This window comes from Cronobacter sp. HA18003 (assembly GCF_011605905.1).
GTDB classification, from domain to species: domain Bacteria; phylum Pseudomonadota; class Gammaproteobacteria; order Enterobacterales; family Enterobacteriaceae; genus Cronobacter; species Cronobacter sakazakii.
Window position 1 is genome coordinate 1398450 of the sequence record NZ_JAANQO010000011.1, and the last position, 24816, is coordinate 1423265.

At 55.3% G+C, this 24816-nt stretch carries 24 protein-coding genes, 1 tRNA gene and 1 other RNA gene; 11 read left to right on the forward strand and 15 right to left on the reverse strand.

Features of this window, described 5'->3' with window-relative positions; all coding sequences use genetic code 11:
• The first annotated feature begins 109 nt into the window (after window positions 1-109).
• The 6 genes from pyrC to G6041_RS07820 all read left to right on the forward strand — a co-directional run bounded on the left by pyrC (window position 110) and on the right by G6041_RS07820 (window position 4774).
• A complete protein-coding gene (pyrC, locus tag G6041_RS07795; protein WP_012125098.1) occupies window positions 110-1156 on the forward strand; it encodes a dihydroorotase in 1047 nt (348 codons plus the stop codon).
• An 86-nt stretch (window positions 1157-1242) separates the two neighbouring features.
• Entirely contained in the window at window positions 1243-1488 is a 246-nt protein-coding gene (dinI, locus tag G6041_RS07800) for a DNA damage-inducible protein I (protein WP_004385233.1), read from the forward strand.
• Between the two features lie 322 nt (window positions 1489-1810).
• Window positions 1811-2065 carry a biofilm formation regulator BssS gene (bssS, locus tag G6041_RS07805; protein WP_007707814.1) on the forward strand — a complete coding sequence of 85 codons (255 nt, stop codon included), beginning with the start codon at window positions 1811-1813 and terminating at the stop codon, window positions 2063-2065.
• Window positions 2066-2182: 117 nt separating this feature from the next.
• The gene (solA, locus tag G6041_RS07810; RefSeq protein WP_012125099.1) at window positions 2183-3307 is read left to right on the forward strand and encodes an N-methyl-L-tryptophan oxidase; all 1125 of its coding nucleotides are present in this window, start codon (window positions 2183-2185) and stop codon (window positions 3305-3307) included.
• A 322-nt stretch (window positions 3308-3629) separates the two neighbouring features.
• Window positions 3630-4184 (forward strand): cytochrome b, encoded by a 555-nt coding sequence (locus tag G6041_RS07815; RefSeq protein ID WP_004385236.1) that lies wholly within the window; start codon window positions 3630-3632, stop codon window positions 4182-4184.
• Window positions 4185-4198: 14 nt separating this feature from the next.
• Window positions 4199-4774, forward strand: coding sequence for a YceI family protein (locus G6041_RS07820; RefSeq protein WP_007866757.1), 576 nt, complete (start codon window positions 4199-4201; stop codon window positions 4772-4774).
• Window positions 4775-4829: 55 nt separating this feature from the next.
• On the opposite strand, the gene trhO is transcribed toward G6041_RS07820, so the two are convergent.
• On the reverse strand, window positions 4830-5879 hold the full coding sequence (trhO, locus tag G6041_RS07825; RefSeq protein WP_012125102.1) for an oxygen-dependent tRNA uridine(34) hydroxylase TrhO: 1050 nt from the start codon (window positions 5877-5879) through the stop codon (window positions 4830-4832).
• 225 nt (window positions 5880-6104) lie between these two features.
• Between trhO and G6041_RS07830 the strand changes: the two genes are divergently transcribed.
• Together G6041_RS07830 and G6041_RS07835 are read left to right on the forward strand one after the other, a co-directional pair.
• Window positions 6105-7025, forward strand: coding sequence for a Kdo(2)-lipid IV(A) acyltransferase (locus G6041_RS07830; RefSeq protein ID WP_007849245.1), 921 nt, complete (start codon window positions 6105-6107; stop codon window positions 7023-7025).
• Window positions 7026-7155: 130 nt separating this feature from the next.
• On the forward strand, window positions 7156-7533 hold the full coding sequence (locus G6041_RS07835) for a MysB family protein (RefSeq protein WP_004385241.1): 378 nt from the start codon (window positions 7156-7158) through the stop codon (window positions 7531-7533).
• Window positions 7534-7536: 3 nt separating this feature from the next.
• Here the strand turns inward: G6041_RS07835 and G6041_RS07840 are convergent, their stop codons facing one another.
• From G6041_RS07840 to mdoG, 3 genes are all read right to left on the reverse strand, one after another.
• A complete protein-coding gene (locus tag G6041_RS07840) occupies window positions 7537-7764 on the reverse strand; it encodes a YceK/YidQ family lipoprotein (protein WP_004385242.1) in 228 nt (75 codons plus the stop codon).
• A gap of 107 nt (window positions 7765-7871) precedes the next feature.
• On the reverse strand, window positions 7872-10400 hold the full coding sequence (gene mdoH, locus G6041_RS07845) for a glucans biosynthesis glucosyltransferase MdoH (protein ID WP_084999284.1): 2529 nt from the start codon (window positions 10398-10400) through the stop codon (window positions 7872-7874).
• Window positions 10393-11928, reverse strand: coding sequence for a glucans biosynthesis protein MdoG (gene mdoG / locus G6041_RS07850; protein WP_094301148.1), 1536 nt, complete (start codon window positions 11926-11928; stop codon window positions 10393-10395). The genes mdoH and mdoG overlap by 8 nt, the downstream gene beginning before the upstream one ends.
• Before the next feature lie 273 nt (window positions 11929-12201).
• Between mdoG and mdoC the strand changes: the two genes are divergently transcribed.
• Window positions 12202-13359: a glucans biosynthesis protein MdoC gene (gene mdoC / locus G6041_RS07855; protein ID WP_012125105.1), complete on the forward strand. Its 1158-nt coding sequence runs from the start codon at window positions 12202-12204 to the stop codon at window positions 13357-13359.
• Window positions 13360-13389: 30 nt separating this feature from the next.
• Here mdoC and G6041_RS07860 read toward each other — a convergent pair whose 3' ends face one another.
• The 11 genes from G6041_RS07860 to G6041_RS07910 all read right to left on the reverse strand — a co-directional run bounded on the left by G6041_RS07860 (window position 13390) and on the right by G6041_RS07910 (window position 23857).
• The gene (locus G6041_RS07860; RefSeq protein ID WP_041460538.1) at window positions 13390-14877 is read right to left on the reverse strand and encodes a phospholipase D family protein; all 1488 of its coding nucleotides are present in this window, start codon (window positions 14875-14877) and stop codon (window positions 13390-13392) included.
• Window positions 14810-15352 (reverse strand): O-acetyl-ADP-ribose deacetylase, encoded by a 543-nt coding sequence (gene ymdB, locus G6041_RS07865; protein WP_012125107.1) that lies wholly within the window; start codon window positions 15350-15352, stop codon window positions 14810-14812. Before ymdB ends, G6041_RS07860 begins: the two co-directional genes overlap by 68 nt.
• A gap of 71 nt (window positions 15353-15423) precedes the next feature.
• Window positions 15424-15729, reverse strand: coding sequence for a type 1 fimbrial protein (locus G6041_RS07870; protein WP_041460539.1), 306 nt, complete (start codon window positions 15727-15729; stop codon window positions 15424-15426).
• Window positions 15730-15931: 202 nt separating this feature from the next.
• Window positions 15932-16408, reverse strand: a complete 477-nt coding sequence (locus G6041_RS07875; protein WP_012125108.1) for a DUF1097 domain-containing protein — start codon at window positions 16406-16408, stop codon at window positions 15932-15934.
• Between the two features lie 110 nt (window positions 16409-16518).
• On the reverse strand, window positions 16519-17085 hold the full coding sequence (locus tag G6041_RS07880) for a TorD/DmsD family molecular chaperone (RefSeq protein ID WP_012125109.1): 567 nt from the start codon (window positions 17083-17085) through the stop codon (window positions 16519-16521).
• 24 nt (window positions 17086-17109) lie between these two features.
• Window positions 17110-17847, reverse strand: a complete 738-nt coding sequence (locus G6041_RS07885; protein ID WP_007888983.1) for a phosphatase — start codon at window positions 17845-17847, stop codon at window positions 17110-17112.
• A gap of 72 nt (window positions 17848-17919) precedes the next feature.
• Window positions 17920-18861 carry a glyoxylate/hydroxypyruvate reductase GhrA gene (gene ghrA, locus G6041_RS07890; RefSeq protein ID WP_012125148.1) on the reverse strand — a complete coding sequence of 314 codons (942 nt, stop codon included), beginning with the start codon at window positions 18859-18861 and terminating at the stop codon, window positions 17920-17922.
• 85 nt (window positions 18862-18946) lie between these two features.
• Complete coding sequence (locus G6041_RS07895; RefSeq protein ID WP_012125149.1) at window positions 18947-19975, reverse strand: fimbrial protein; 1029 nt, start codon at window positions 19973-19975, stop codon at window positions 18947-18949.
• A 15-nt stretch (window positions 19976-19990) separates the two neighbouring features.
• Window positions 19991-22531: a fimbria/pilus outer membrane usher protein gene (locus G6041_RS07900; RefSeq protein WP_012125150.1), complete on the reverse strand. Its 2541-nt coding sequence runs from the start codon at window positions 22529-22531 to the stop codon at window positions 19991-19993.
• Between the two features lie 23 nt (window positions 22532-22554).
• Window positions 22555-23244, reverse strand: coding sequence for a fimbrial biogenesis chaperone (locus tag G6041_RS07905; protein ID WP_054628760.1), 690 nt, complete (start codon window positions 23242-23244; stop codon window positions 22555-22557).
• Between the two features lie 79 nt (window positions 23245-23323).
• Complete coding sequence (locus tag G6041_RS07910) at window positions 23324-23857, reverse strand: fimbrial protein (RefSeq protein WP_007849215.1); 534 nt, start codon at window positions 23855-23857, stop codon at window positions 23324-23326.
• A 558-nt stretch (window positions 23858-24415) separates the two neighbouring features.
• Here G6041_RS07910 and G6041_RS07915 point away from each other — a divergent pair.
• Both G6041_RS07915 and G6041_RS07920 read left to right on the forward strand, forming a co-directional pair.
• Window positions 24416-24503 (forward strand) — tRNA-Ser (locus G6041_RS07915).
• A gap of 47 nt (window positions 24504-24550) precedes the next feature.
• Window positions 24551-24693: non-coding RNA, RtT sRNA (locus G6041_RS07920), on the forward strand.
• Window positions 24694-24816 lie beyond the last annotated feature (123 nt).

The following is a 24816-nucleotide window of genomic DNA, read 5'->3' on the forward strand; positions in this document are numbered from 1 at the left end:
TGCCCCCGATTTTTCAGGAAAAGGATGCAAAGGAAAACGTTTACGCTTATCCTTAGTGCCCGGCATAAAACCAGCCATTACTGACTGTTTCCCCAAGCCGGAGCCTTCCATGACTGCACAACCCCAGGTTTTAACTATCCGCCGCCCTGACGACTGGCATGTTCATCTGCGTGATGGCGACATGCTGAAAACCGTGGTGCCCTATACCAGCGAAACTTACGGGCGCGCTATCGTCATGCCAAACCTGGCGCCGCCGGTCACGACCGTGGAAGCCGCTATCGCTTACCGCCAGCGCATTCTTGACGCGGTGCCGGAACATCACGCGTTTGAACCGCTGATGACCTGCTACCTCACCGACACGCTGGATGCAGACGAGCTGGAGCGTGGTTTCCAGCAGGGTGTGTTTACCGCCGCCAAACTCTACCCGGCTAACGCCACGACTAACTCCAGCCACGGCGTCACCAGTGTCGATAACATTATGACGGTGCTTGAGCGCATGGAAAAACTCGGCATGCCGCTGCTGGTGCATGGCGAAGTGACGCACAGCGAGGTTGATATTTTCGATCGCGAAGCGCGGTTTATCGAGACGGTGATGGAGCCGCTCAGAAAGCGCCTGCAGGGCCTGAAAGTGGTGTTTGAACACATCACCACTAAAGACGCCGCCGACTACGTGCGCGAAGGGAACTCACTGCTCGGCGCGACCATCACGCCGCAGCACCTGATGTTTAACCGCAACCACATGCTCGCAGGCGGCATTCGCCCGCATCTCTATTGCCTGCCGATCCTCAAGCGTAATGTGCACCAGCAGGCGCTGCGCGAGCTGGTCGCAAGCGGCTGTGAACGCGTGTTTCTCGGTACCGACTCCGCGCCTCACGCGCGCCATCGCAAAGAGACGAGCTGCGGCTGCGCAGGCTGTTTTAACGCCCCTTCTGCGCTCGGCGCATACGCCACCGTGTTTGAAGAAATGAATGCGCTGGCGCACTTTGAAGCGTTCGCCTCGCTGAACGGCCCGGGCTTTTACGGCCTGCCGGTGAATGAAGGCACCGTAACGCTGGTGCGCGAGGAGAGCGTCATGCCGGAAACTATCGCTATCGCCGACGACACGCTGGTGCCGTTCCTGGCGGGTGAAGCGGTACGCTGGACGGTAAAACGCTAAGCACGCGCTAAAAAAATCATAGCCCCCTGTTGCATGCCGCCCGGCAAAACTGTATATATATACAGTATGATTAACAGGGGGTTGTTATGCGTATTGAAGTGACTATCGCCAAAACCACGCCGCTGCCGCCGGGTGCTATCGATGCGCTGGCCTGCGAGCTATCCCGCCGTATTGAAAGCCATTTTCCGGAAATGCCGAATCATGTGAGCGTGCGCTATGCCGCCGCTAATCAGCTGTCGGTTCTGGGTGGCGCGAAAGAAGATAAAGATCGCATCAGCGAAATTCTCCAGGAAACCTGGGAGAGCGCTGACGACTGGTTTACCACGGATTAACCCTCATTACTGTCTTCTCTATGGTGTCAGTTTTTCCGGGCTTCGCCGCCCGGCTTTTTTATTTGTAGCGCCTTTTTCTGCGATAGTCCGAATTTTTTCTTTTCAGCTGAAATCTCATTGATCCGTCCTCTTAACAAAAATTTGCGAATAATCTGCCGTTTTATTGTTCAGTTAATTCAAAATCTCGAAAAAAATGTGTGTCAGGGTATTTATTACTGCCCCATTTTCCTTTATTGGTTGATATACTTTATTTGCTTCAGAGATAAGAAAACACGCATTGAACCTCATGAGTCGTTGTCTATAAACACGTATAAAGGGGGTTATGATGGAAAAAAATGAAGTAATACAGACGCATCCCCTTGTTGGATGGGACATCAGCACCGTCGACAGCTATGACGCACTGATGCTGCGGTTGCACTATCAATCCTCTCCGCAGGTGGATCGCGAAGCAACCGAAGTGGGCCAGACATTATGGCTAACGACCGATGTAGCAAGACAATTTATTTCCATCTTAGAAGCCGGCATTGCAAAAATTGAATCCGGTGAGTACCAGGAAAGCGATTATCGCAAGCACTGATACCGTGCTTTTCTTATAACGCAAAGGCACCCTCCGGGGTGCCTTTATTTTTTCGCGCTTGAGAATTGTCCTGCTCTTAATTACTCTGCTAATCAACGGTTTTCACGGAGTAATTTCATGGAATACGATCTGATTATCATCGGTAGCGGATCAACAGGCGCAGCGGCCGGTTATTACGCGACCCGCGCCGGGCTCAACGTATTAATGACAGACAGCGCCCATCCGCCCCATCAGGAAGGCAGCCACCACGGCGACACGCGCCTTATCCGCCATGCGTATGGCGAAGGCGAGCGTTATGTGCCGCTGGTGCTGCGCGCGCAGGCGCTGTGGGATGAGCTCGGCGACCTTGGCGGCGAGCGTATTTTCGAGCGGACCGGCGTGATTAATCTCGGCCCCACTGATTCCGCATTTCTGGCGAACGTCGCCGACAGCGCCGCGCGCTGGCAACTGCCGCTGGAGAAACTGACCGGTGAAGAGGTGATGACGCGCTGGCCGGAAATCCGTCTGCCGGAAAACTATCTCGGCCTGTTTGAACCCAACTCCGGCGTGCTGCGCAGCGAAAAAGCTATCGCCACCTATATCCGTCTCGCTGAAGAAGCGGGCTGCGCACAGCTTTTTAACTGCCCGGTGAGCGGTTTTGAGGCCACGGAAGATGGCGTTACCGTCACGACCGCCGATGGCGTCTATCGCGCCCGCAAGGCGCTTATCAGCGCCGGTACGTGGGTATCGCGCCTGGTGCCGGGGCTTCCCGTGACGCCAGTGCGTAAAATCTTCGCCTGGTATCAGGCCGACGGACGCTACAGCGCCAATAACCGCTTTCCGGCCTTTACCGGCGAAATGCCAAACGGCGACCAGTTTTACGGGTTCCCGGCGGAAAATAACGAGCTGAAAATCGGCAAGCATAATGGCGGACAGGTCATTTCGAAGCCGGAAGAACGTGTACCATTTGGCGCGGTGGCGACCGACGGTTCAGAAGCGTTCCCGTTCCTGCGCCATTTCCTGCCGGGCATCGGCGGCTGTCTGTATGGCGCGTCATGCACCTATGACAACACGCCGGATGAAGATTTTATCATCGACACCCTGCCGGATACCCCAAATGTACTACTGGTCACGGGGTTGAGCGGCCACGGCTTTAAATTCGCCTCGGTGCTTGGGGAAATCGCCGCGCAGTTCGCAGCCGATAAACCTTATGATTTCGATTTGACGCCGTTTTCGCTCTCACGTTTTGCCACTTCTGCATGAGCAGGCAGCAGGCCGGGACGATTTCCCGGCCCGCGCCCTGACATTTCAATGTCAAAATTATTGATTTCCCGCTGACAAAACCTGATAAACCGCTAAACTATTTTGCTGCTAAACAATCCTGCCGCCTGCGGTGCTTGCTTTATAACCTAACCGGAACCCCTTATTCGCCTGCGCTATAGCGGTTTCAGCAATGAATAAGCGTTTTTTAAGCGATATATTTTCAAATTCAAATTATTTGAATAATTTGTTTTGTTTTTTTGGTTTGCATTTCATTCCCCCACACGCCACTGTTTGAGTCATTCTTACTGACGGATGCATAACCATGCAGTGGCGTAACTCACCTACTCGATACGGACATTTCTCGGTACTGCTTCACTGGCTGATGGCGCTGACGGTTTACGGCATGTTTGCGCTCGGGCTGTGGATGGTATCGCTCGGTTATTACGATGTCTGGTATCACCAGGCACCGGAAATTCACAAGAGTATCGGCATCATCCTGTTTATTTTCCTGCTGGTACGCGTGGTCTGGCGCTTTATCTCTCCGCCGCCGCCTCCGCTGACCAGTTACTCGCGACTCACGCATTACAGCGCTGTTGCAGTGCATGTGATGCTCTACCTGATCCTGTTTACGATCCTCATCAGCGGCTATCTGATTTCCACCGCCGAAGGCAAACCGATTTCCGTCTTCGGGCTGTTTGAAGTCCCTGCCCTGGTGAGCGGCGCAGGCGAGCAGGCCGATCTGGCTGGCGATATTCACCTGTGGCTCGCCTGGAGCGTTGTGCTGCTCTCCGTCGCGCATGCCGCCGCCGCGCTGAAACACCATTTTGTCGACAAAGACGTCACCCTGAAGCGGATGCTCGGGAAAGCGTCACATTAACCATGGAGCGAAATATGAAGAAAAGCCTGCTGGGGGTCACTCTGGGTGCCCTGCTGTTTACCACCGGCTCAGCCGTTGCTGCCGACTATAAAATTGATAAAGAAGGCCAGCACGCCTTCGTTAACTTCCGTATCCAGCATCTGGGTTATAGCTGGCTGTACGGTACGTTCCGCGATTTCGACGGTTCGTTCACGTTCGATGAGAAAAACCCGGCGGCGGATAAAGTCAGCGTGACCATTAACACCAACAGCGTCGACACCAATCACGCCGAGCGCGATAAACACCTGCGCAGCGCGGAATTCCTGAACGTGGCGAAATTCCCGAAAGCGACCTTCACCTCCACCAGCGTGAAGAAAGATGGCGATGAGCTGGATATCACCGGCGATCTGACCCTGAACGGCGTAACCAAACCGGTCACTCTTGAAGCCAAACTGCTGGGCCAGGGGAAAGATCCGTGGGGCGGCGAGCGCGCGGGCTTTGAAGCGGAAGGCAAAATCAAACTCAAAGACTTCAACATCACGACCGATCTCGGCCCGGCGTCTCAGGACGTGGATCTGATTATTTCGGTAGAAGGCGTGAAGCAGAAGTAATTCGCTTCTGGCGAAAAAAAACCGGTCAGCTGACCGGTTTTTTTATGCCTGCGGGTTATTCCGGGTCCGGAATACCAAGCGTGGTGTTAAGACGCCCGCGGGATTTATTAAAGATTTTATTGCCGTTCTCACGCCCTGCGCGGCGGCGGCGCTGCTCCTCTTCCGGCAGCGACATCTCTTCTTTACAGAGCTCGCTGCAACAGCCAGAAAACTTCTCGGCACAAGCCGGGCACTGGATGAACAGCAGGTGGCAGCCGTCGTTTTTACAGTTGGTGTGGCTGTCGCACGGCGCGCCGCACTGATGGCAGTGCGCGATCACGTCGTCAGAGATACGCTCACCCATACGTTCGTCAAACACGAAGTTTTTACCGACGAAACGCACCGGCAGTCCCTGTTCGCGCGCTTTGCGGGCGTATTCAATGATGCCGCCTTCGATATGCCAGACTTTCTGGAAACCGTTATGACGCATGAACGCGCTCGCCTTCTCACAGCGGATGCCGCCGGTGCAGTACATGACAATTTTCTTGTCTTTGTACTCCTGCATCATCTCGACGGCTTTCGGCAGCTGTGCACGGAACGTATCCGCCGGGATCTCCAGCGCGTTTTCAAAATGGCCCACTTCATATTCGTAGTGGTTACGCATATCGATAAACACGGCGTCCGGATCGTCAAGCATGGCGTTCACTTCCGCCGCCTTGAGATATTCGCCCACGTCGCTCGCGTCAAAGGTCGGATCGTCGATGCCATCCGCCACGATGCGGTCACGCACTTTCATGCGCAGCACCCAGAAGGATTTCCCGTCGTCATCCAGGGCGATGTTCAGGCGCACGCCATCAAGCGCCGGATGAAAGCCATACAGCGCGGCGCGAAACGCCTCGACGTTGCTTTCAGGAACGCTTATCTGCGCGTTGATGCCTTCATGGGCAAGATAGATACGGCCAAAGACATTCAGCGCGGTGAACGCCTGCCAGAGCGCGTCGCGCGTGGCTTTCGGATCGTCGATGGTGAAATACTTATAGAATGAGATTGTGGTACGCGGCTCGGTTTCGGCAAGCATGCGCGCCCTCAGTTCCTCATTCGATATGCGGTTGTGTAACACTGGCATGGTGTACGTTCCTGCTATCGGTGGGGGAATAAATAACGGCCGGCATCATATAGCAATTACCGTTAATTTACATCCTTACATTTTACGCTACATTTTCCACACCTTACCTGTGAGTGATCTTCAGTCAGGCGTCGCGGCGCGAAAGGCAGAGAATTTTGGTCGTTCGCAAAAAAATGTCACAATACGGGCCGTGAAAGGGCTTCGCCTGCAATTAATGGAATTTTCATGACGCATTTACCGCAATTTTCTCGCGCACTGCTGCACCCCCGTTACTGGCTGACCTGGCTTGGCATTGGCCTGCTGTATCTTGTCGTGCTGCTGCCTTACCCGGTTATCTGGCGGCTCGGCCGCGGGCTGGGACGTATTGCGAAGCGGCTGATGAAGCGCCGCGCACGCATTGCCCACCGCAACCTTGAGCTCTGCTTTCCTGATATGAGCGACGCCGAGCGCGAGGCGCTGGTGGTGAAGAATTTCGAGTCGGTCGGTATGGGGCTGATGGAAACCGGCATGGCCTGGTTCTGGCCCAACTGGCGCGTCGAGCGCTGGACAGAGGTGTCCGGCGTGGAACCCGTGAAAGCGCTGCTGGCGCAAAAACAGGGGATTTTGCTTATCGGCGTGCATTTTCTGACGCTGGAGCTTGGCGCGCGCATTTTCGGGATGCATACGCCGGGCATCGGGGTTTATCGCCCGAACGACAACCCGCTGCTCGACTGGCTGCAAACCTGGGGTCGCCTGCGATCCAATAAAACGATGCTCGACCGTAAGGATCTCAAAGGGATGATCAAGGCGCTGAAAGGCGGCGAGATCATCTGGTATGCGCCGGACCACGACTATGGCCCACGCAACAGCGTGTTTGTGCCGTTTTTCGCGGTCGATCAGGCCGCCACGACGTCCGGCACCTGGATGCTCGCGAAAATGTCGAAGGCCTGCATCGTGCCGTTCGTGCCGCGCCGTAAAGCGGACGGCAGCGGCTACGAGCTGATTGCGCTGGAGCCGGAGTGCGCGCCGCCGCTTGGCAGCGCCGAAGAGACCGCCGCCTGGATGAATAGCATCGTTGAGAAGTGCATTCTGATGGCGCCGGATCAATATATGTGGCTGCACCGCCGCTTTAAAACGCGCCCGGAAGGCGTGCCGTCCCGCTACTAATCCTTTTCGCCCGCCGCGCCTTAGGCGCGTGCGGGCCTTGCCACTTCCAAATTTTTTCCATTCATACTTGCAAACCACAATCTTCGACTATTCTTTCCTGAAACAACCATGTCCGTTCAGGGAGAAAGCTATGACTATGTACGCCACGCTTGAAGAAGCCATTGACGCAGCACGCGAAGAGTTCCTCGCCGCGAATCCGGGAGTTGAGGAAGAGGACGCGGTTGTCGAGCTGTTCAATATGCAAAAATATGTGCTGCAGGACGGGGAAATCATGTGGCAGGCAGAATTCTTCGCCGATGAAACCGACGAAGGCGACTGCCTGACCGTGTTAACCGGCGATGCCGCGCAGAGCGTGTTTGACGGCGATTTCGATGAGATTGAGCTGCGCCAGGAGTGGCAGGAGGAAAACACCCTGCATGAATGGGATGAGGGCGAATTTCAGCTGGAGCCGCCGCTGGACACCGAAGAGGGACGCACCGCGGCGGATGAGTGGGACACCACCCGCTAAGCGTTACTCATACGGGCCGTGATGCATATCAACCGGCAACAGCAGCGTATCGAAGATAAGTGAAAACGGCAGGTCGAGCATCAGGATAAAACGCCACGGCCTGTCGCGCACATCCCACTGCACGCCGGGGTAATACTGGTTGCCATGCCCCTGCCCCGGCACGGCGCGACTGATGATGCTGCCACAACCGCAGAGCATCCAGACGGCAAGCAGAACGGCGATAATTCTCAAAGGCGACCTCGCGTTTTAACGTTATGTATGCAGTATAACAGCCCGTCCTGCGGGCAAAAAAATGCCGGCCTTAATGGCCGGCATTTTCATTTCACTACGCTTAACGCTTACAGCGTGCTTAATGCCTGCGGGTTAAGCTTCAGCGTCTCATAATGATTTACCCAGGACGAATAGCGCTCCGGGTGCGCCCAGACGCGGTAGTGCATACGCGCCATCGTAACCGGATCGCTCAACAGTACCAGACGGCGGTCGCGGTTCAGTTTCTCCGGCGTATCGTTCAGCGCCTGCTCGACGTGACGATCGCGGGCAATTTCCAGCACGTGGCTTGCGCGGTGACGCGCGGTCGCCATCGCGGTTGCCAGCGCGTTAAACGACGGATGGAACACCGCGTGCATAAAGCCATCGTCCAGCGAACGGCTGCGGTTGAGCACCAGATAACGGTCGGTATCCACCAGCACCTGCGGCGGCGAATACTCTTCCGGGATCAGGAACAGCTTCCAGCGTTTGGTGCGCAGGCCGACGGTCGCGCGGCTCGAAATCACCGACACAAACGGCGACAGGATAAGCGAGAACACGATAGGCGCCAGCCAGAACAGGAAGCGCAGATCAAGCCACGCCATGCTGACCGCCCACACCAGCCCCAGCAACAGCTGAGAGCCATGACGCATGAACGCTTCGCTCCACGGGGTGGAGTCGTCGTCGCGCTGCGGCGAGTTCCAGACCACTTCCCATCCAAGGAACGCGCTCACCACAAACACGGTGTGGAACAGCATACGCACCGGCGCCAGCAGTACCGAGAACAGCACTTCCAGCAGCAGAGAGAGCGTCACGCGCAGGAAACCGCCGTATTCTTTCGGGCCTTTACACCAGATGAGAATGACGCTCAAAAGCTTCGGCAGGAACAGCAGCACCATCGTTGAAGCGAACAGCGCTATCGCGAGCTCAGGACGCCACTGCGGCCACACCGGGAACAGCTGACGCGGCTGGAGGAAGTATTGCGGCTCGGTAAGCGCATGTACCACCTGCAACGCCGTCGAGAGTGCCAGGAAAAGGAACCAGAGCGGCGCTGACAGATAAGACATCACGCCAGTCAGGAACACCGCACGGTGCACCGGATGCATCCCTTTAACGAGGAACAGGCGGAAGTTCATCAGGTTGCCATGACACCAGCGACGGTCGCGCTTAAGCTCATCCAGCAGGTTCGGCGGCAGCTCTTCATAAGAGCCCGGCAGATCGTAGGCAATCCATACGCCCCAGCCTGCACGACGCATCAGCGCCGCTTCCACAAAGTCGTGGGAGAGGATAGAGCCTGCGAAAGAGCCCTCGCCCGGGAGCGGCGCCAGCGCGCAGTGCTCGATAAACGGCTTCACGCGGATAATGGCGTTATGGCCCCAGTAGTGCGATTCGCCCAGCTGCCAGAAGTGCAGGCCGGCGGTAAACAGCGGCCCGTAAACGCGTGTCGCGAATTGCTGGCAGCGCGCATAGAGCGTGTCCATTCCGGAGGCTTTCGGCGACGACTGGATGATCCCGGCATTCGGGTTCGCTTCCATCAGACGCACCAGCCCGGTCAGACAGTCGCCCGTCATCACGGAGTCGGCGTCCAGCACCACCATGTAGCTGTACTGGTTACCCCAGCGGCGGCAGAAATCGTCGATATTGCCGCTTTTACGCTTCACACGACGGCGACGGCGGCGATAGAAAATCTGCCCTTCGCCCTGCACTTCGGCAATCAGCTCCATCCAGGCTTTCTGCTCGGCAACGCAGATATCCGGATTGTAACTGTCGCTCAGGATATACACGTCGAAGTGCGCCTGCTGGCCGGTGGCTTTCACCGATTCCCAGGTGGCGCGCAGGCCCGCGAAGACGCGATCCACGTCTTCGTTACAGATAGGCATGATAAGCGCAGTGCGATGCTCAGGGTTTATCGGCTCGTCGCCCACCGTCGAGGCGGAGATGCTGTACTTATCTTTACCGATAAGCAGCTGCAAAAAGCCCATCAGCGCCGTCCAGAACCCGGCGCTCACCCAGCAGAACAGGATAGCGAACAGGATAAGGATGCCGCTTTGCAGCACATACGGCAGCAGTTGCATCAGCGACACCAGCCAGTCCTGGCCCATCATGTCCGCCGGGTTGATCAGCGCCCAGCCCTGATACGGGAGAATGGTTTTCATATACCAGGTGGCGACGACGGTCTGAGAGAGCGTCAGCAGCAGCAGAATGTAACGGCGAATGGTGCCGACCGTACGCCATTTCTGCTCCGCGGCGCGCTCTTCTTTCGTCAGCCCCGCCATGTAGCGCGGCAGCACTTCACGACCGCGCAGACGGTCCCAGAAGCGCCCAATCGGGTTGGTGCGCCACGGGTCCGGGAACATGGAGGAACGTGTTGCCTTTGGCATGGCCTGGATCTGGGTGCGGCCTTCATCGTCTTTGATCAGTTGATCGCCCTTGAGCGAGTCTGACCAGCGCTGTTCGAGACGCGTTTTCACCGAGCCCAGCGGGGAGTCATCCTCGCGGGCCCAGACGCGCCCTTCAGCATCCAGCGCCTGATGAAGGGCCTGCATGTCCGATGTCGGCAGCGCCGCTTTCTCAGCGTCAGAAAGCGGCAGCAGGTCGATATACTCAGTAGACTTATTCATTGGCAGGTAGCTGATAGCTCCAGGTTTCACTCAGCGGCTGATCGCCATTGACAAGGGCAGCGCGCATTTCAGTGGTTTTCTTGGCGTCTTTGATTTTCACGCGCAGCATCATACGCCAGCCTTTGGTGACCGGGTTGTAGCGCACGCTGTTTTCTACGATTTCGCCGTTATCGCCAATGCTCGCCTGAGCGGTCACCGGCGTGTTGTCCGGCAGCTTTTGCATTTCGGTGCCGGTGAAATCGACCACAAACGCGATGGTGCCATCCGGCTGACGGATGAGGTTGGACTGTTTCACATCGCCCGTGGAACGACGCGTCTGCAGCACCCACGCGTTTTCCGGCGCGTGCAGTTTGTCTTCATCGCGGCTAAAGGTGATGGTGTATTTGAAATTCATCTCCTTGCCCGGATCCGGCAGTTGATCCGGCGTCCAGTACGCGACGATGTTATCGTTGGTTTCGTCGTTGGTCGGAATTTCCACCAGCTCGATTTTGCCTTTCCCCCACTGCCCTTGCGGGGTGACCCACGCGCTCGGACGCAGATCGTAGCGGTCGTCAATATCTTCAAAACGGGAGAACTGACGGCCACGCTGCAACAGGCCAAAGCCCTGCGGGTTTTCAGTGGTAAACGTGCTGACCGCGAGATGTTTCGGGTTATTCAGCGGACGCCAGATCCACTCGCCGTTACCGGCGTGCAGGGAGAGACCATTGGAGTCATGCAGTTCCGGGCGGTAGTTAGTCGCCGGCGATGGCTGGTTCGGCCCGAAGAGGAACATGCTGGTCAGCGGTGCAACGCCCAGTTTGCCCACTTTATCGCGAAGGTAGACTTTCGACTGTACATCCACAACCGTATCGCGACCGGGGGTGATGATGAAGCGATAGGCGCCAGTCGCGCGCGGAGAATCCAGCAGCGCGTAAATCGTCAGGCGTTTGTCGGTCGGTTTAGGACGTTCAATCCAGAACTCGCGAAAGCGCGGGAACTCTTCACCGGACGGCAGCGCGGTGTCGATAGCCAGACCGCGCGCGGAAAGCCCGTACACCTGGCCCTGGCCGATGACGCGGAAATAGCTCGCGCCCAGCATGCTGACGATTTCGTCGTTTTTATCTTTGCTGTTGATCGGGTAGAGCACTTTGAAACCGGCAAAGCCCAGATCTTTAACCGTGTCTTTGTCGTGCTGCACATTACCGAAATTGAAATAATCCGGGCTGTACTTAATTTTGCGAACCGTATTGGCCGTCACCTCGTTAAGGGCAACCGGCGTGTCGAAGTACATACCCTGATGGTAGAATTCAAGCTTGAACGGGGTTTTGATTTTGCTCCAGTAGGCTTTGTCGTGATTGAACTGGATCTGTTGGTAGTCCGCGTATTTCATATCGCGGAAAACGGAGGGCAGGTTGCTTTTCGGCGCTTCATAGCTTTTTCCCGCTAAGGATTTCGCCTGTTTTGCGACGTCGTCGATAGTGAAGGCCCAACCTGAAGTGGTATAAAGTGACAACATCACTGCTGCACCCAGCCAACCCATTTTCATCATCTGTGTTTTATGTTTCATATAACTAAGCACTTCCCCCTTTGTGTGCTTAAATCAATCCGATCCATTTTAATGGAAACTTGCGGTTTCCGACAACACAATCCCCGCTTTGTTCAGCACGTCGGTTCAGCGATTAAGCAAATGAATGCGCGCCATTTTCGCTTTGCGAATTTGTCCTGGAGACTGTGTCGCGGCCTTCCTGTAGGGTGGGGGCCGAATCTAAAACAGAATCAGCCTGAGGGATAAGGCGAATAGTCCGAGATTTTATGGAGTGATATGACGACACCAACACAGAGAGAATTTTTTCTCGATTCCATACGCGCATGGTTGATGCTCCTTGGCATCCCGTTTCATATTTCGCTGATCTATTCCACGCATCAGTGGCACGTTAACAGCCTGACGCCCTCTGAAGGCCTGACAGTGTTCAATGACTTCATCCACGCCTTCCGCATGCAGGTCTTCTTTGTTATTTCAGGATATTTTTCCTACATGCTGTTCCTGCGTTACCCAAGAAAACGCTGGTGGAAAGTACGCGTCGAGCGTGTCGGCATTCCTATGCTGACCGCGATCCCATTGCTCACACTGCCGCAATTTTTGATGCTGCAATATGTCAAAGGCCGCGCCGATAGCTGGCATACGCTTTCCGGTTACGACAAATACAATACGCTGGTGTGGGAACTCACGTCGCATTTATGGTTTTTGTTAGTGCTGGTGGTTTTCACGACGCTCGGTCTGCTGATATTTCAGTGGATAAAAAACGTCCCGGAAGAAAAAAGCGCGGCGCTGGCTGAACGACTGACATTAGGAAAACTCTCAGCGCTGTTTTTACTTTTTGGCGTCGCGTTTGCTGCTTTGCGCCGTTTTATTTTTATCGTCTACGCGCCGATATTAAGCGACGGGCTGTTTAATTTTGTGGTGATGCAGACCCTGTTTTATTCGCCGTTTTTTATTCTCGGCGCGCTGGCGTTTAAACACGCCTCGCTGAAAAACCGCTTTACGACGTTCTCCCCTGGCTGCGCGGTGGGCTCGGCGGTGGCCTTTGTCGCCTATATGCTGAACCAGCGATACGGCAGCGGCGACGCCTGGATGTATGAAACTGACAACGTTATTAGCATGCTGATGGGCCTGTGGATGGTGAATGTGGTGTTCTCGCTCGGCCACCGCCTGCTGAATTTCAAATCAGCGCGGGTCACCTACTTTGTTAACGCTTCGCTGTTTATCTATCTGGTGCACCACCCGCTGACGCTGTTCTTCGGCGCGTATATCACGCCACACATTCACTCGAACGCGCTGGGCTTTATCGCAGGCCTGGTGTTTGTGATTGGCATTGCGGTGGCGCTGTATGAGGCCCATCTGCGCATTCCGCTACTGCGCTTTCTGTTCTCAGGCAAGCCGCAAAATAAAACCCCGTCGCCGGGTACCGCGACAGGGTGATAGTGACACGCGTCCTCGCGGCGCGTGCTTTCAGAGCATCCACTCAACCGGCAGACGATACACAAGGCGCACCAAAAGGCGCTGCCAGAAGCGCGTTTTCGGCTCCTTTTTCCAGACAATCTCCTGACCGTCTTTCTCTTCTATCCAGTTGATGCGCCCCCAGCGGTCGAGACGCAGCGCCCAGGCCGCCTCGCGCCGCGTGCGCGTAAAGCGCTTATGAATCGCGCCCGCCAGCGTTTCGCTTTCAATCACAAAACCCATTTCGGTATTGAGCATCGCCGAGCGCGGATCGAAATTAAACGAGCCGATAAACACCTGATTTCCATCGACGCTGAAGGTTTTGGCATGCAGGCTGGAGCCGGAATTGCCGGTCAGCCCGCGGTCATGCGGCACGCGTCCGGCGTCACGCGTCGGTTTTAGCTCATACAGTTCGACGCCGTGACGCAGCAATTTTTTACGCCAGCGTGCGTAACCTGCGTGAACGACCGCGACATCGTTCGCCGCCAGCGAATTGGTGAGTATGGCGATCCTCACGCCTTTACGACGCAGCGCCAGTAGCATCGCCACGCCGCCGCGCGTCGGCACAAAATAGGAGGAGATGATATCGAACTGCGATTTGGGCTCGCCGATGTGCGTCATCATGCGCTGCGGAAGGAGGGTATGTCGGCGCGCTCTCCCCTGCCCTTTGCGCGGATCGTCGCTTAACAATCGCGTTTTGGCCCACACCAGCGGGAGCGTGCGGGTTTCGATATAGCTCGCAAAACGCGTACTCTCCAGACGCTCAAGGTAGCGCTGCGCCACCGGATCGTCCTTCCAGTGCGGCGGCAACTGCACGCGGGCGTCTATCTCTTCGGCCTCGACATCCAGCACGTTATCGAGCGTCGAGACTGACCGACTGCGCCAGTAGCGTTCGAAATCCTGCGTGACTTCCTCCACCACCGGGCCAATCGCCAGGACATCGAGATCGGAAAACAGCGGCTGTTCGCCCGCGCCGAAATAGGCATCGCCGACGTTGCGCCCGCCAATGATCGTCACTTCGCCATCCACCGTGAAGCTTTTGTTATGCATCCGGCGGTTAAGCCTGGCGAAATCGGTGAGATAGCCGAGCGCGCGTAGCGTTCGAAAAGAGAAAGGGTTAAAAAGACGGATTTCAATATTCGGATGGGCATTCAGCAGCCGCAGCGTGCTGTCCATGCCCACCGTATTGTTATCATCCAGCAGAATACGCACCCGCACGCCGCGTCGCGCCGCCGCCAGCAGTGCGCCAAACAGCAACCGCCCGGACATATCGTCTTCCCAGATATAGTACTGGACGTCGATAGTTTGCTCCGCCATCTCCGCCAGCAGGTAGCGGGCGGCGAAGGCGTCGAGGCTGTCATCAAGCGGATGTAAACCACTGTGGTTGGGGTGCTGCGCCGTCGTCGGGGCGATAGCGCGTCCGAGCCGGGTGTTATGCGCCCGGCTGTTCGTCGTATTGTCCCAGTAACCGCTGGTAAAGCAGGAAGTTTTCTTCGTCATAGCAGACAAAGTATACCTGCTTCGGTTGAGGGTGCCTGGTGAGATAGTCTGAAACGGTCTCAAAGGCGATTTGCGCCGCTGCCGCTTTCGGGTAACCGTAGATGCCGGTGCTAATCGCCGGGAACGCCACGCTGTTGTAACCATTGGCGGCGACAAGCTGAAGGCTGTTGCGATAGGCATCCGCCAGCAGTTGCGGTTCGTTATCCTGCCCGCCGCGCCAGACCGGCCCCACCGTATGTACGACGGCTTTCGCGGCGAGATCGCCCGCTTCGGTTATCACCGCGTGGCCTGGCTGGCATTCGCCCTGCTGCTGGCGCACCTGCCTGCAGGCGGCGAGCAGCGCCGGTCCGGCGGCACGATGAATAGCGCCATCCACCCCGCCGCCGCCCATCAATGAGGGATTGGCGGCGTTGACGATCACGTCGACATCGATGAGGGTGATATCACCCTGCACCACATTGATACGTCCGGACATACTTCTCTCCTGACCATTTGTGTTCCCTAAAGTGTAGAACAGCACACCGGGAGGCTGCCGCCAAAACCAGCTCAGCGGTAGGTCAGTGTGAGGATACCCAGCGTATGTGAGGGATTGAGGTAATCGAGGCGGCTATGCACCCACTCAGAATGGCGTTCGCGTACACCCGAGCCGTGCAGAGAGAGCGTCTGTCGGTACATCTTAGTGCCATGCGAGCACGATACTTCAATGTGCGTCGTCTGGTGCGCGACCGCACAGCCTTCTTCAACAATCGCGCCATGAAAGGTAATCGTTCCACCCGACTGTGCCAGGGCCGTGCCAGAGAAAGATGCAAGTGCAGCGCTAATAACGGCAATACGCAATGACGTAAAGATCATAATAGTTCCCCTGAGGTATTGTTATTTTAACTTACTATTAACATATAAATTACAATTACAGATCAGGGAAGAGGCCAGAGCAAAAAAAGTGAGGGATGGGGAATGAGTAAAGCGCTTAATCAGGACTAACAGAGCTTAAGGAAAACGGAACACGGCAGCGTCAAGGCGAAAAACAATAAAACCCGCCTAAGCGGGTTTTATTTCACTCAGCAACCGTGGTGCTTTTTGGCGCTGCGCGTCCGGCAAGCCACTGCCCACTCGCTTTCATCGCTACGCCAAAGAGCAGGCCCAGCAGCAGCGCGGGCAGCACGCTTTTCCAGTCGCCCTGTGCGGCAAACGTGGCGCAGGCACCGATAAACGTCCCCGGTACGAAACTGAGTAGCGTCTGGCGCGACTGAATACACATCAGAAACGCCACTACACCGGTCATGGCGTAGCTTAACCACGCGATTCCAGGCGCTACAGCGCTACCGGCGATAATTACCTGCGCCCACAGCACACCGCTGCCAAGCGTAAAGAGAATAGTCAGAAAGCCAGTAACGCCGCCTTTGGGGCTGGCGAACCAGGCCGTACAGCCGAGAAAGCCTGCCCAGGAAGGCAGGCCGAGCGCGACGGCGGCCCACGCCCAGAGGGCGGAAAGCAGGCCTGTCGTTAATGCGAGAGAAAAGTGTCTGTTCATGGCGGCGTATCTTAACAAAACGCCGCAGAAGAAATGCGATCTGCCGCACGTCACATGAAATAACGCACAGTGAGTTACATTTTATATGTGACGCTAATCACATATAAAAATTACTCCGCATCCCCCTCTTCTTCCTCTTCCTGCAGTTCTTCCCACATCGCCTGGATGGCTTCACGCGTGATCTGCGCCAGCGTGCGCCAGAATGGCGTGGCGGCGTGCGCTTCCACTTTGCCGAGGAACGTTTCATACCACGGGATCAGGAACTCGCCGAATAAGGTTTCCTGCGCTTCAATTTCATCTTCTGCAGACTGATCTTCAAGCCACGAGGCCGCCAGCAGCAGCAGACCAAAATGATCCGCCGCCGCCTCGCCGAGCGGCATGCCGCGCGCGGTTAAAAAGGCGCGAATCTCCTGTTCGCTACTCTCTGCCACCCAGGCGGAACGCAACGGCGACACGCGGGCGTCATCCTGACCAAACAGCGCCTGATAATCTGCCTCGACGGCGTCCAGCTGGGCATTTTTTTGCAGCCGCGCCAGTAGCTCATCCTGCTCCAGCGGCCAGTTCTGCGCGAGCTTGCCTTCGCGGATAAGACCGTAAATCGGTGCCACAACCGGATCCTGCGGCGCACGGTACCAGAGCGAGCCAAGCAGGCGGCAAATTATTGAAAACTCATTCATTAACAGATTCCATTTCAGACAAAATTAAAGGGCGGCAAATTCAGCAATCGGCGTCATTCCGCGGGTTTCAAGAAAATCGAGCAGACGGCGCGGCGACACGTTAAGGATGCGATCCTCCGGGAAATCGACCTCATCCAGCACCTTGCGGCATTCATGGAAATCGCCGAGCGTAAACGCAGTATGAGAGTCCGACCCCAGCGCCACCCAGCCGCCCGCATCGCGTACCGCGGCGGCGATCGCTTTGCAGTTTGGTCCGCTGCCTTTACGGGAGTGGGTAAACGATGAGTTATTAATTTCAAGCGCGACCTGATATTTGGCGGCGGCAGCGGCGACAGCCGGAATATCGACGGGATATTTTGGGTTTCCGGGGTGGCTGATGATATGCACCGTGCCGCTTGCCATCGTCGCGATCATCGCTTCGGTATTGGCGTCTTTATCCTGCGGCGCAAATACCGGCTCGTGGAAGCCCGCAACAATCAGATCGAGTGAATCGAGCATCGGGCCGGTGCAGTCAATCTCGCCTTCACGGTTTTTAATATTCGCTTCGATACCGCGCAGAATGCCGACGCCATCCACGACGCGCGGCCAGATACGCATGTTAATAAAGTGCCAGTGATGCGGCGCATCCGCCATGTCCGGGCCGTGATCGGTGATAGCCAGAAGCCGGACACCTTTTTGCTTCGCCGCGGCGATGTAATCATGCAGGTTGCTGTAGGCATGGGTGCTGGCGACGGTGTGCATATGCAGGTCAACGGGATACATGGCGCTCTCCTCTGTGATTTTGTGCAAGGATAACAGGTATCCCCGGCGATTTTTAGCCGAATCGCCGGGGCGCTAGTAGCCGCGCGCCACGTCCACCTGATTCGGTGGTATATCGCCGCGCTCGATTCGCGTAATACTCTGTGCGATAAAGGCCACCGCTTCTTCAGGCCGGGTAACGGCTGCGACGTGAGGCGTAATGCGCACGCGCGGGTGGCGCCACAGCGGGCTCTCATGCGGCAACGGCTCCTGCTGAAACACATCCAGCATCGCGCCCTTCACTTTCCCGCGATCCAGCGCGGCCAGTAGATCCTCTTCCACCAGATGAACGCCGCGCGCCAGGTTCAGGACATACGCGTTGTCGTTAAGCGCCGCCAGCAACTGCGCGTTAATAATGCCCACCGTTTCCGGCGTGTTGGGCAGAAGATTAATCAGCACTCGCGTGCCGTGCAGAAACGCGGATAATTCATCGGGCCCCGCAAAGCTTTCAACGCCAGGCAGCGCTTTGCAGCTGCGGCTCCAGCAGCGCACAGGAAACCCCATGCGGCTCAGACTCTGCGCCACCTGCCCGCCGAGCACGCCCGCGCCGAGGACGCCTACCTGGAAATCCGCATGGCGATACTCCTCAAGCGGCTCCCAGCGCGCCTCGCGCTGTAGCGCGGCGTAATCGTCGAAGCGGCGGAACCAGTGCAGCACCTGGCTTATGGCGTACTCCTGCATTTGGGCGGCCATACCGGTATCCTCCATCCGATACAGCGGCACGCCGGACGGCAGCAGATCCGGGTATTCATTCAAACGACTTAACAGCGAATCGACGCCCGCGCCGAGGGCGAAAATCGCCTTCAGATCCACGCGCCCGCGCAGCATGTCATACGGGGGATGCCAGACCAGCGCGTAATCTGCGGCGGCGTTATCGCCGGGCTGCCACGCGCGAAGACGCGCGTGCGGCAGATGGCGTTGCAGTAAAGCCGCCCACTCGCTGATATCAAAAGTGGGATGGTAAAAGAGGATGTCCACGGCGCTTCTCCTGACAGGTCAATGGGATTAACCATAACAAAATCAGCCGCCTTTGGGGCGGCTGTCAGAGGAAAAGCGAAAAGGATTAGCGAATATCGATGGTGATTGATGCTGAGCCGGAAAATTCACCCATTTGCGGCGTATTACCGCTAAGGTTCACCGGTGCCGTAAGGATATCGACCTTGCCAGTGCGGTTGGTCATATCGGTTGACGGATCCAGCGGCATTGGCACCTCTCCTGTATTGACCGGGATGACCTGCTCGCTGTCATCTTTAATCAATACTCCGACATCCGGGTTTGTGGTGGCGAGCGCCTCCGGGATGCCGTTCGCTGGCGCGCCGGAAAACGTCATCGTTAACGTCACGCCATCGCTGATATTTTTACAGATATAGGCAATGGTTGTTTTTTTATCCACAAATCCTTCCGGTTTATGGCCGCGTGTCGCGAAATTTTTGGCAAAAATGGTGCCGAAATCTACGGAGATCACTTCACCTGCATTGATTTCACAGCTTTGCGGCACGGTGATAGTGCCTTCAACGAAGACTTTAGCCATCGGCTCGCTGGAATATTGACCTGGCCTTACGGTGCCGTAAATCGCCGCCACAGCCATTTGCGGAATCGTCATCTGCCCAAAAAAAGGCTTGCTGATGCGAAATGCCAGAACGCCACTCTGCCCGGTAGTAAAACTGTTAAGTGAACAGCCATTATTTTTTTTGTTCCAGATATCGGTAAAGGGCACCTGAACATCCCCCACATTAGCGATGTTGATGGCAGCCGCAAGCTCAATATTGTCATTAACATGTATATAATATGCGCTGCCATATTGAGTGGCGGGGGCGAGATACTCACCTTTATAGTACGCGCCTGGGTGCGGATCTTTGTTGAGGTCGCTATCATCGCAATCGCAATGCGCGCTGTAATTTTCTGAGGAACCAAACCGTTCGGTAAATGTTTTCCCGGTCTGGTTATTATCAGGATCGGAGACCGACATGCTCGCATCGACGGTATAAATTTTGGGGCCGTTCGTGGTATTGCAGAAACCCGTAGCTGCCTGCAAATGCGGTGTTTTTAGCGCCGCGCAAACCACTATTACGCCAGATAGTTTTCTTAACATAAGGTCGTTCTCTTATTATCGGCACACGGCGGTCAGCGATAGCAAATCACTTTCGCCTGATGCCGCGTCGTGTAAAACAACAGGGGCTTTGCACTGTTGCCCGGAATGGTTGCCCCATTTCACCTGCGCCATACCGTTCTGTTTGACGCCGGACAGATACACCACGCCGCCCTCATCCACCATACTTTCATAGTTTTCAATACTCTCCAGCGTGACCAGCGCGCCAAACGGCACAGGCTGACCGTTGGCCTGTCGCAGGGTCAGCAACACCCGAGATCCTTTACGCGCGTCAAAACGGGCATAAACCAGTGCGCCTTTGTTCGGGATAAGCGTCATGTGCGTGTTGTCGGCATCGACACCCGCGGGCAGTGTGGTGGTATCAAGCGACAGTTCATTTCTCTCATAGGGTGTGAGCCAGGGAATGACGGCATAGCCCAGCCAGTCGGTTGCCACCCCGGCCTGGTTTTTAAAGCGGATATCGCCTGCGCCATTGGTATCCACCAGCGCGAAAGCGTCGCCGAGCGGCTGAGAAAAGGTGATGCCATGAGGGTGGACCACCAGCGCGCCAGAGACCCCGTAATTCCACTGCTGCGAATCATCGGCGTGGTAATACCCCAGGCTCATATTGGCGAAACGTGATTTGTAGTTCACATCGGCGCTGCTGTCGGCGGTGTTATCGCCTTCTTGTCCCGCCTGGTTATAGCTCTGCTGAAGCGAATAGCTAAGCCTGCCGTCATCCATCAGCGTGCCACTGAGGCCGCTCTGGTAACGCGTGTCGCCATCCTGATTCTGGCTCACGTTAAACGTCGCCCAGCTGTTAGAGAGCCAACGGCTCAACGGCACGCTGACGCTGAGTGCAATTTGCCGGTCAGTCTGCTCTTGCGTTTTATTCCACGTGGCGGAGAGCGACCAGGTCGCACCTGCTGCTGAGAAGGCGAAACCAGTAGAAAGGTTCTGTTCTTTATCCGTGCGATTCCAGAAATCACGCTGATAGCCGTTCAGGTAAAATGAACCCATGCTGTCGAGCGTCTGACTAATGCTGATTTGTAACTGGCTACGCTGCTGATAGTACCCGCCGTAGCGATCGTCGAACCAGGATGCGTCATGGTTTGCTTCGTCAAAGCCGAAGTAACCACTGGTGGAATACCGGTATCCGGCAAGTGTGATGGAGGTATCCGTCAGCGCAATGTTTTTGGAGTACTGAAAACGATAAGACTCGCCTGACGATGTGGTGTCATTCTGTAACTGACTGCGCGCATGCGTGATATCAAGTGAGACCGACCCCCATTCATCCAGCCCAACGCCTACCCCTAACGCGGCGGCCTGCCAGGTATCAGCGCCCATTGCACCGCCGTAAAGCGTCAGCTGATTATTGACGCCATAAATCATCGTCCCCTGCGCAAACGTCGGTGTAGCATCTTCAGCACTGTTTGGATCGTACTCACCCGCCGTCAGGCTGTATTTCACCTGACCAGGCCGCTGCATGATCGGTACGGCGGAAAAGGGCTGAATGAAACGTCGCTCTTTGCCATCAGCCTCTTTAATGGTGACCTCCAGATCGCCGCTATGCGAGGTGGGATAGAGATCGCTGATTTCAAACGCCCCCGGCGCCACGGTATCGCGAAAAATGATGTAGCCATTCTGGCGTACCGTCACTTCGGCACTGGAATTTGCGATGCCCCGGATCACCGGCGCAAACCCACGCAGGCTGTCAGGTAGCATATTATCGTCGGATGCGAGCTGCGCGCCTTTGAATTTCACGCTGTCAAAGATGGCTGACGGGGAATAACTTTCCCCAAGCGTTAACTGTGAACGCCAGGGTTTAATATCCCGCTGCACGTAGGTGTAGATCGAGTCCCAGTGCGCCTCGTCGTCGCTTTTGTTCCAGGTGGAATAGTTACGAACGCGCCACGGGCCAATATTCAGTCCGTTCTGCAGGTTGAGATACCGTGAAGAATCGCTCTCGCCCACATCGCTATGCGTATCCGTACCGTTAAACGTGTAGTTGCTAAATAACGCCGGGACGCCGTCATCCCAGTATTGTGGATCGACATAGCCCCGGGCAGTGTGTCGCAACGCCGCCTGCGGAATACTGACTTCAAGCGCCATCCGATGCGTGTTGAGCCGCACCGATGCCGCCGGGATCAGCGCGCCAATATCCTCAATCGGTGCCAGCGGTGCCAGTGCCGCCAGCGCCGGATAGGCGTCGGTTTTGACGTTGAGTTCCTGTAACAGCGCAGGCGTAATAACCGGATGGGTTTCTCCGCTCGCATCCATCGTCAGAGAAATCGTTCGGGTAAACATTTCGCTGTCGTTAAGCCGAATGCGCAGCGGGTAGTTGCCCGCGGGGAGCTGGTCTTTCACGCTAAAAATGGAGAGATCGACGCCCCGCTGGCCCGGATCACCCTGCTCCATAAGCGCCGGATCAAACCAGACTTTCTCCTGCGCACAAGCATTGTCAAAGCCACCCGCAGTGAAGGTCAGCGTAGTGGCCAGCACCGACGCGAAAGCACGCCCGGGCAACCCCGGGTTTAAGGCATTAATTTTTATTTTCACTGGCGCATTCCTTGCTGTCAGGCTCACAGATGGCGAGTCTCAGGTTTTGTCACACCGCCATAATCATTGATGACGCGCCAGCTCACCTCCCGCCCGGTTTCTGTTGCGGGCAGCGTAAAGTGCTGGTTTGCGAAAGGCGCGAGCATATCAGCGCTCTGAATACGTGTTGCTCCCACCTTCAGGCTGTCAAATACCATGTAAAAGGGCGTCGGGTTTTCGACCACCAGTTGACCACCGGCGAGATGAAATGTGAGCTGTTTATAAGCCGTCTGCGCGTCGGCAACCAGCGCCTGCGGGCGGTAAAACAGCTTGAGGCGGGTTTTCACCACAAGCTTGAGAGTATTGACCGCATCCTGAGATGAGGGTGGTATGGCCCGGATATTCAGATAAAATAACGATTCGCGATCCTCCGGCAGGCTACCCGTTTTCGCAATACGCAATTCATGATCTTCCAAAGGCTCGATACGAAATAGCGGCGGTGTGACCATAAAAGGGCCGCGCGTTTTCCCGTCTCCGTTATCCACCCACGATTGCAATAAAAAGGGGCTCTCAGTGCTGTTATTTTTGACGCCCAGTGCCGCCTCTTTTTTATTTCCCTCATAAATGATACGAGTGCCGCCAACGACAATACCACCGGCGGTGACGTTATTTACCATAAAGAGCAGAAAGATAAAAAGATTCACCCTGAGAATAAATTTTCTCATCGCACGCATAGTCAACTCAGTTTGAAAGAAGAATAACAAGCCGCTAACCCGTGTTAACGGCTTGATGATACGTTAAATAATGGCTTAATTAGCGATAATCAAAAGTAATATCGGTTGTCCCGTTAGCTACCCCTGCGCCAACCGTGGTGCTTGTTGACTCATAATAGGCGATGAGGTTGAGATCCATCGTCGCATCGGGAATTTCAAATTTACGCTGAGAGAACTGGTTCATAGGAATAAGCGTGCCTTCATCATCCGTAATGACAATCGCCACGCCGGTAGCACCGCCATCTGCGACTTTCAGGTAATCTTTATTCACCGGATCGGCATCGCCCGTGAGATAAACGCTAAAGTGCGGGTTTTCACCTGATTCCACAACCGGGCAGTTTTTGAGCTTAATCTTCACAGGAATAGGCGGCGTTTTAACACCGACGGTCGCGTTAAACTGATTAACGGAATAGACACCCAGATCCACATCCAGCACTTTATCGTCATCATCAATTTCACATGCCTGATCGGTAATTTTGCCTGTGAAATTAATTTTGCCATCCGCGGCTAAAACTGAAGCGGCATGAAATGTCAGCGCGCCTGCAAGCGCCATCCAACAGAGTTTTTTTTTCATATCTTCTCCTTGATTGTTAATCCAAAACCATTTTTTTTGCGAATAAATATCCGCTATGATGAAATGCCCGCGCATATTATCCGCAGATAAATAAGTTGACAATTGCCTGCCTCATTTTTCTTTAAAGTTTCCAGATAAATAGCAAATTTTATTTTGTGCTTGTTACATTGTTTCATTCAATCAAAATATATATTAATTGAATATTATCTTACTCTCTAATTATTTCAGCACGCCTGTTTCATTAGTCTATAGATGATAATTTCTTCGGCTTGTATTCATGCGATTTAGTCATTATTTTTTGTATTATTTGCCATGCAAATTATTTATCGCTTTTGATTACGTCGCACAGATTAAAGAAATCTGTCAATGTGACCGATTAAAAAAAAGACACATATTCATTCCTGTTACGGATCATGGGACCAGATAAAGAATGGTTGTTTTAAGCGCATTTTGTATGAAGTTTGTTTAAACGCGCCGAAAAGCGCTAAATTTACGTTGACGACTATGGGCCTTTCCCCTACATTAGCGCCCGTCCCGACAGCATCGGGATGACAATATGGTGAGGTGTCCGAGTGGCTGAAGGAGCACGCCTGGAAAGTGTGTATACGGCAACGTATCGAGGGTTCGAATCCCTCCCTCACCGCCATATTCAAAGAAAGAGCCTGAGCTAACCCTCAGGCTTTTTTGTTTTTATATCGCGCCGCTCCGGGAGGGATGAGAAGCCTCGACCAGGGTTCGACCACTGGCGCAGCCAGGGGGACAGTCTGCGAGCCACGCGAGCTGACTGCCCGCAGGGTGAGGCCTAACGGGCCGAATCAATCCCTCCCTCACCGCCATATTCAAAGAAAGAGCCTGAGCTAACCCTCAGGCTTTTTTGTTTTTATATCGCGCCAGGAAAACGGCAGGTGCGCTCCGCTTACCTGCCCTACTAAACCTTTCCCAGGGTAGGTAAACGCCAG

What these genes read in the sequence shown, in the direction of transcription:
- pyrC (WP_012125098.1), top strand. Translation starts at nt 110, where the DNA reads ATGACTGCACAACCCCAGGTTTTAACTATCCGCCGCCCTGACGACTGG.
- dinI (WP_004385233.1), top strand. Translation starts at nt 1,243, where the DNA reads ATGCGTATTGAAGTGACTATCGCCAAAACCACGCCGCTGCCGCCGGGT.
- bssS (WP_007707814.1), top strand. Translation starts at nt 1,811, where the DNA reads ATGATGGAAAAAAATGAAGTAATACAGACGCATCCCCTTGTTGGATGG.
- solA (WP_012125099.1), top strand. Translation starts at nt 2,183, where the DNA reads ATGGAATACGATCTGATTATCATCGGTAGCGGATCAACAGGCGCAGCG.
- G6041_RS07815 (WP_004385236.1), top strand. Translation starts at nt 3,630, where the DNA reads ATGCAGTGGCGTAACTCACCTACTCGATACGGACATTTCTCGGTACTG.
- G6041_RS07820 (WP_007866757.1), top strand. Translation starts at nt 4,199, where the DNA reads ATGAAGAAAAGCCTGCTGGGGGTCACTCTGGGTGCCCTGCTGTTTACC.
- trhO (WP_012125102.1), bottom strand. Translation starts at nt 5,879, where the DNA reads ATGCCAGTGTTACACAACCGCATATCGAATGAGGAACTGAGGGCGCGC.
- G6041_RS07830 (WP_007849245.1), top strand. Translation starts at nt 6,105, where the DNA reads ATGACGCATTTACCGCAATTTTCTCGCGCACTGCTGCACCCCCGTTAC.
- G6041_RS07835 (WP_004385241.1), top strand. Translation starts at nt 7,156, where the DNA reads ATGACTATGTACGCCACGCTTGAAGAAGCCATTGACGCAGCACGCGAA.
- mdoH (WP_084999284.1), bottom strand. Translation starts at nt 10,400, where the DNA reads ATGAATAAGTCTACTGAGTATATCGACCTGCTGCCGCTTTCTGACGCT.
- mdoG (WP_094301148.1), bottom strand. Translation starts at nt 11,928, where the DNA reads ATGATGAAAATGGGTTGGCTGGGTGCAGCAGTGATGTTGTCACTTTAT.
- mdoC (WP_012125105.1), top strand. Translation starts at nt 12,202, where the DNA reads ATGACGACACCAACACAGAGAGAATTTTTTCTCGATTCCATACGCGCA.
- G6041_RS07860 (WP_041460538.1), bottom strand. Translation starts at nt 14,877, where the DNA reads ATGACGAAGAAAACTTCCTGCTTTACCAGCGGTTACTGGGACAATACG.
- ymdB (WP_012125107.1), bottom strand. Translation starts at nt 15,352, where the DNA reads ATGTCCGGACGTATCAATGTGGTGCAGGGTGATATCACCCTCATCGAT.
- G6041_RS07870 (WP_041460539.1), bottom strand. Translation starts at nt 15,729, where the DNA reads ATGATCTTTACGTCATTGCGTATTGCCGTTATTAGCGCTGCACTTGCA.
- G6041_RS07875 (WP_012125108.1), bottom strand. Translation starts at nt 16,408, where the DNA reads ATGAACAGACACTTTTCTCTCGCATTAACGACAGGCCTGCTTTCCGCC.
- G6041_RS07880 (WP_012125109.1), bottom strand. Translation starts at nt 17,085, where the DNA reads ATGAATGAGTTTTCAATAATTTGCCGCCTGCTTGGCTCGCTCTGGTAC.
- G6041_RS07885 (WP_007888983.1), bottom strand. Translation starts at nt 17,847, where the DNA reads ATGTATCCCGTTGACCTGCATATGCACACCGTCGCCAGCACCCATGCC.
- G6041_RS07895 (WP_012125149.1), bottom strand. Translation starts at nt 19,975, where the DNA reads ATGTTAAGAAAACTATCTGGCGTAATAGTGGTTTGCGCGGCGCTAAAA.
- G6041_RS07905 (WP_054628760.1), bottom strand. Translation starts at nt 23,244, where the DNA reads ATGCGTGCGATGAGAAAATTTATTCTCAGGGTGAATCTTTTTATCTTT.
- G6041_RS07910 (WP_007849215.1), bottom strand. Translation starts at nt 23,857, where the DNA reads ATGAAAAAAAAACTCTGTTGGATGGCGCTTGCAGGCGCGCTGACATTT.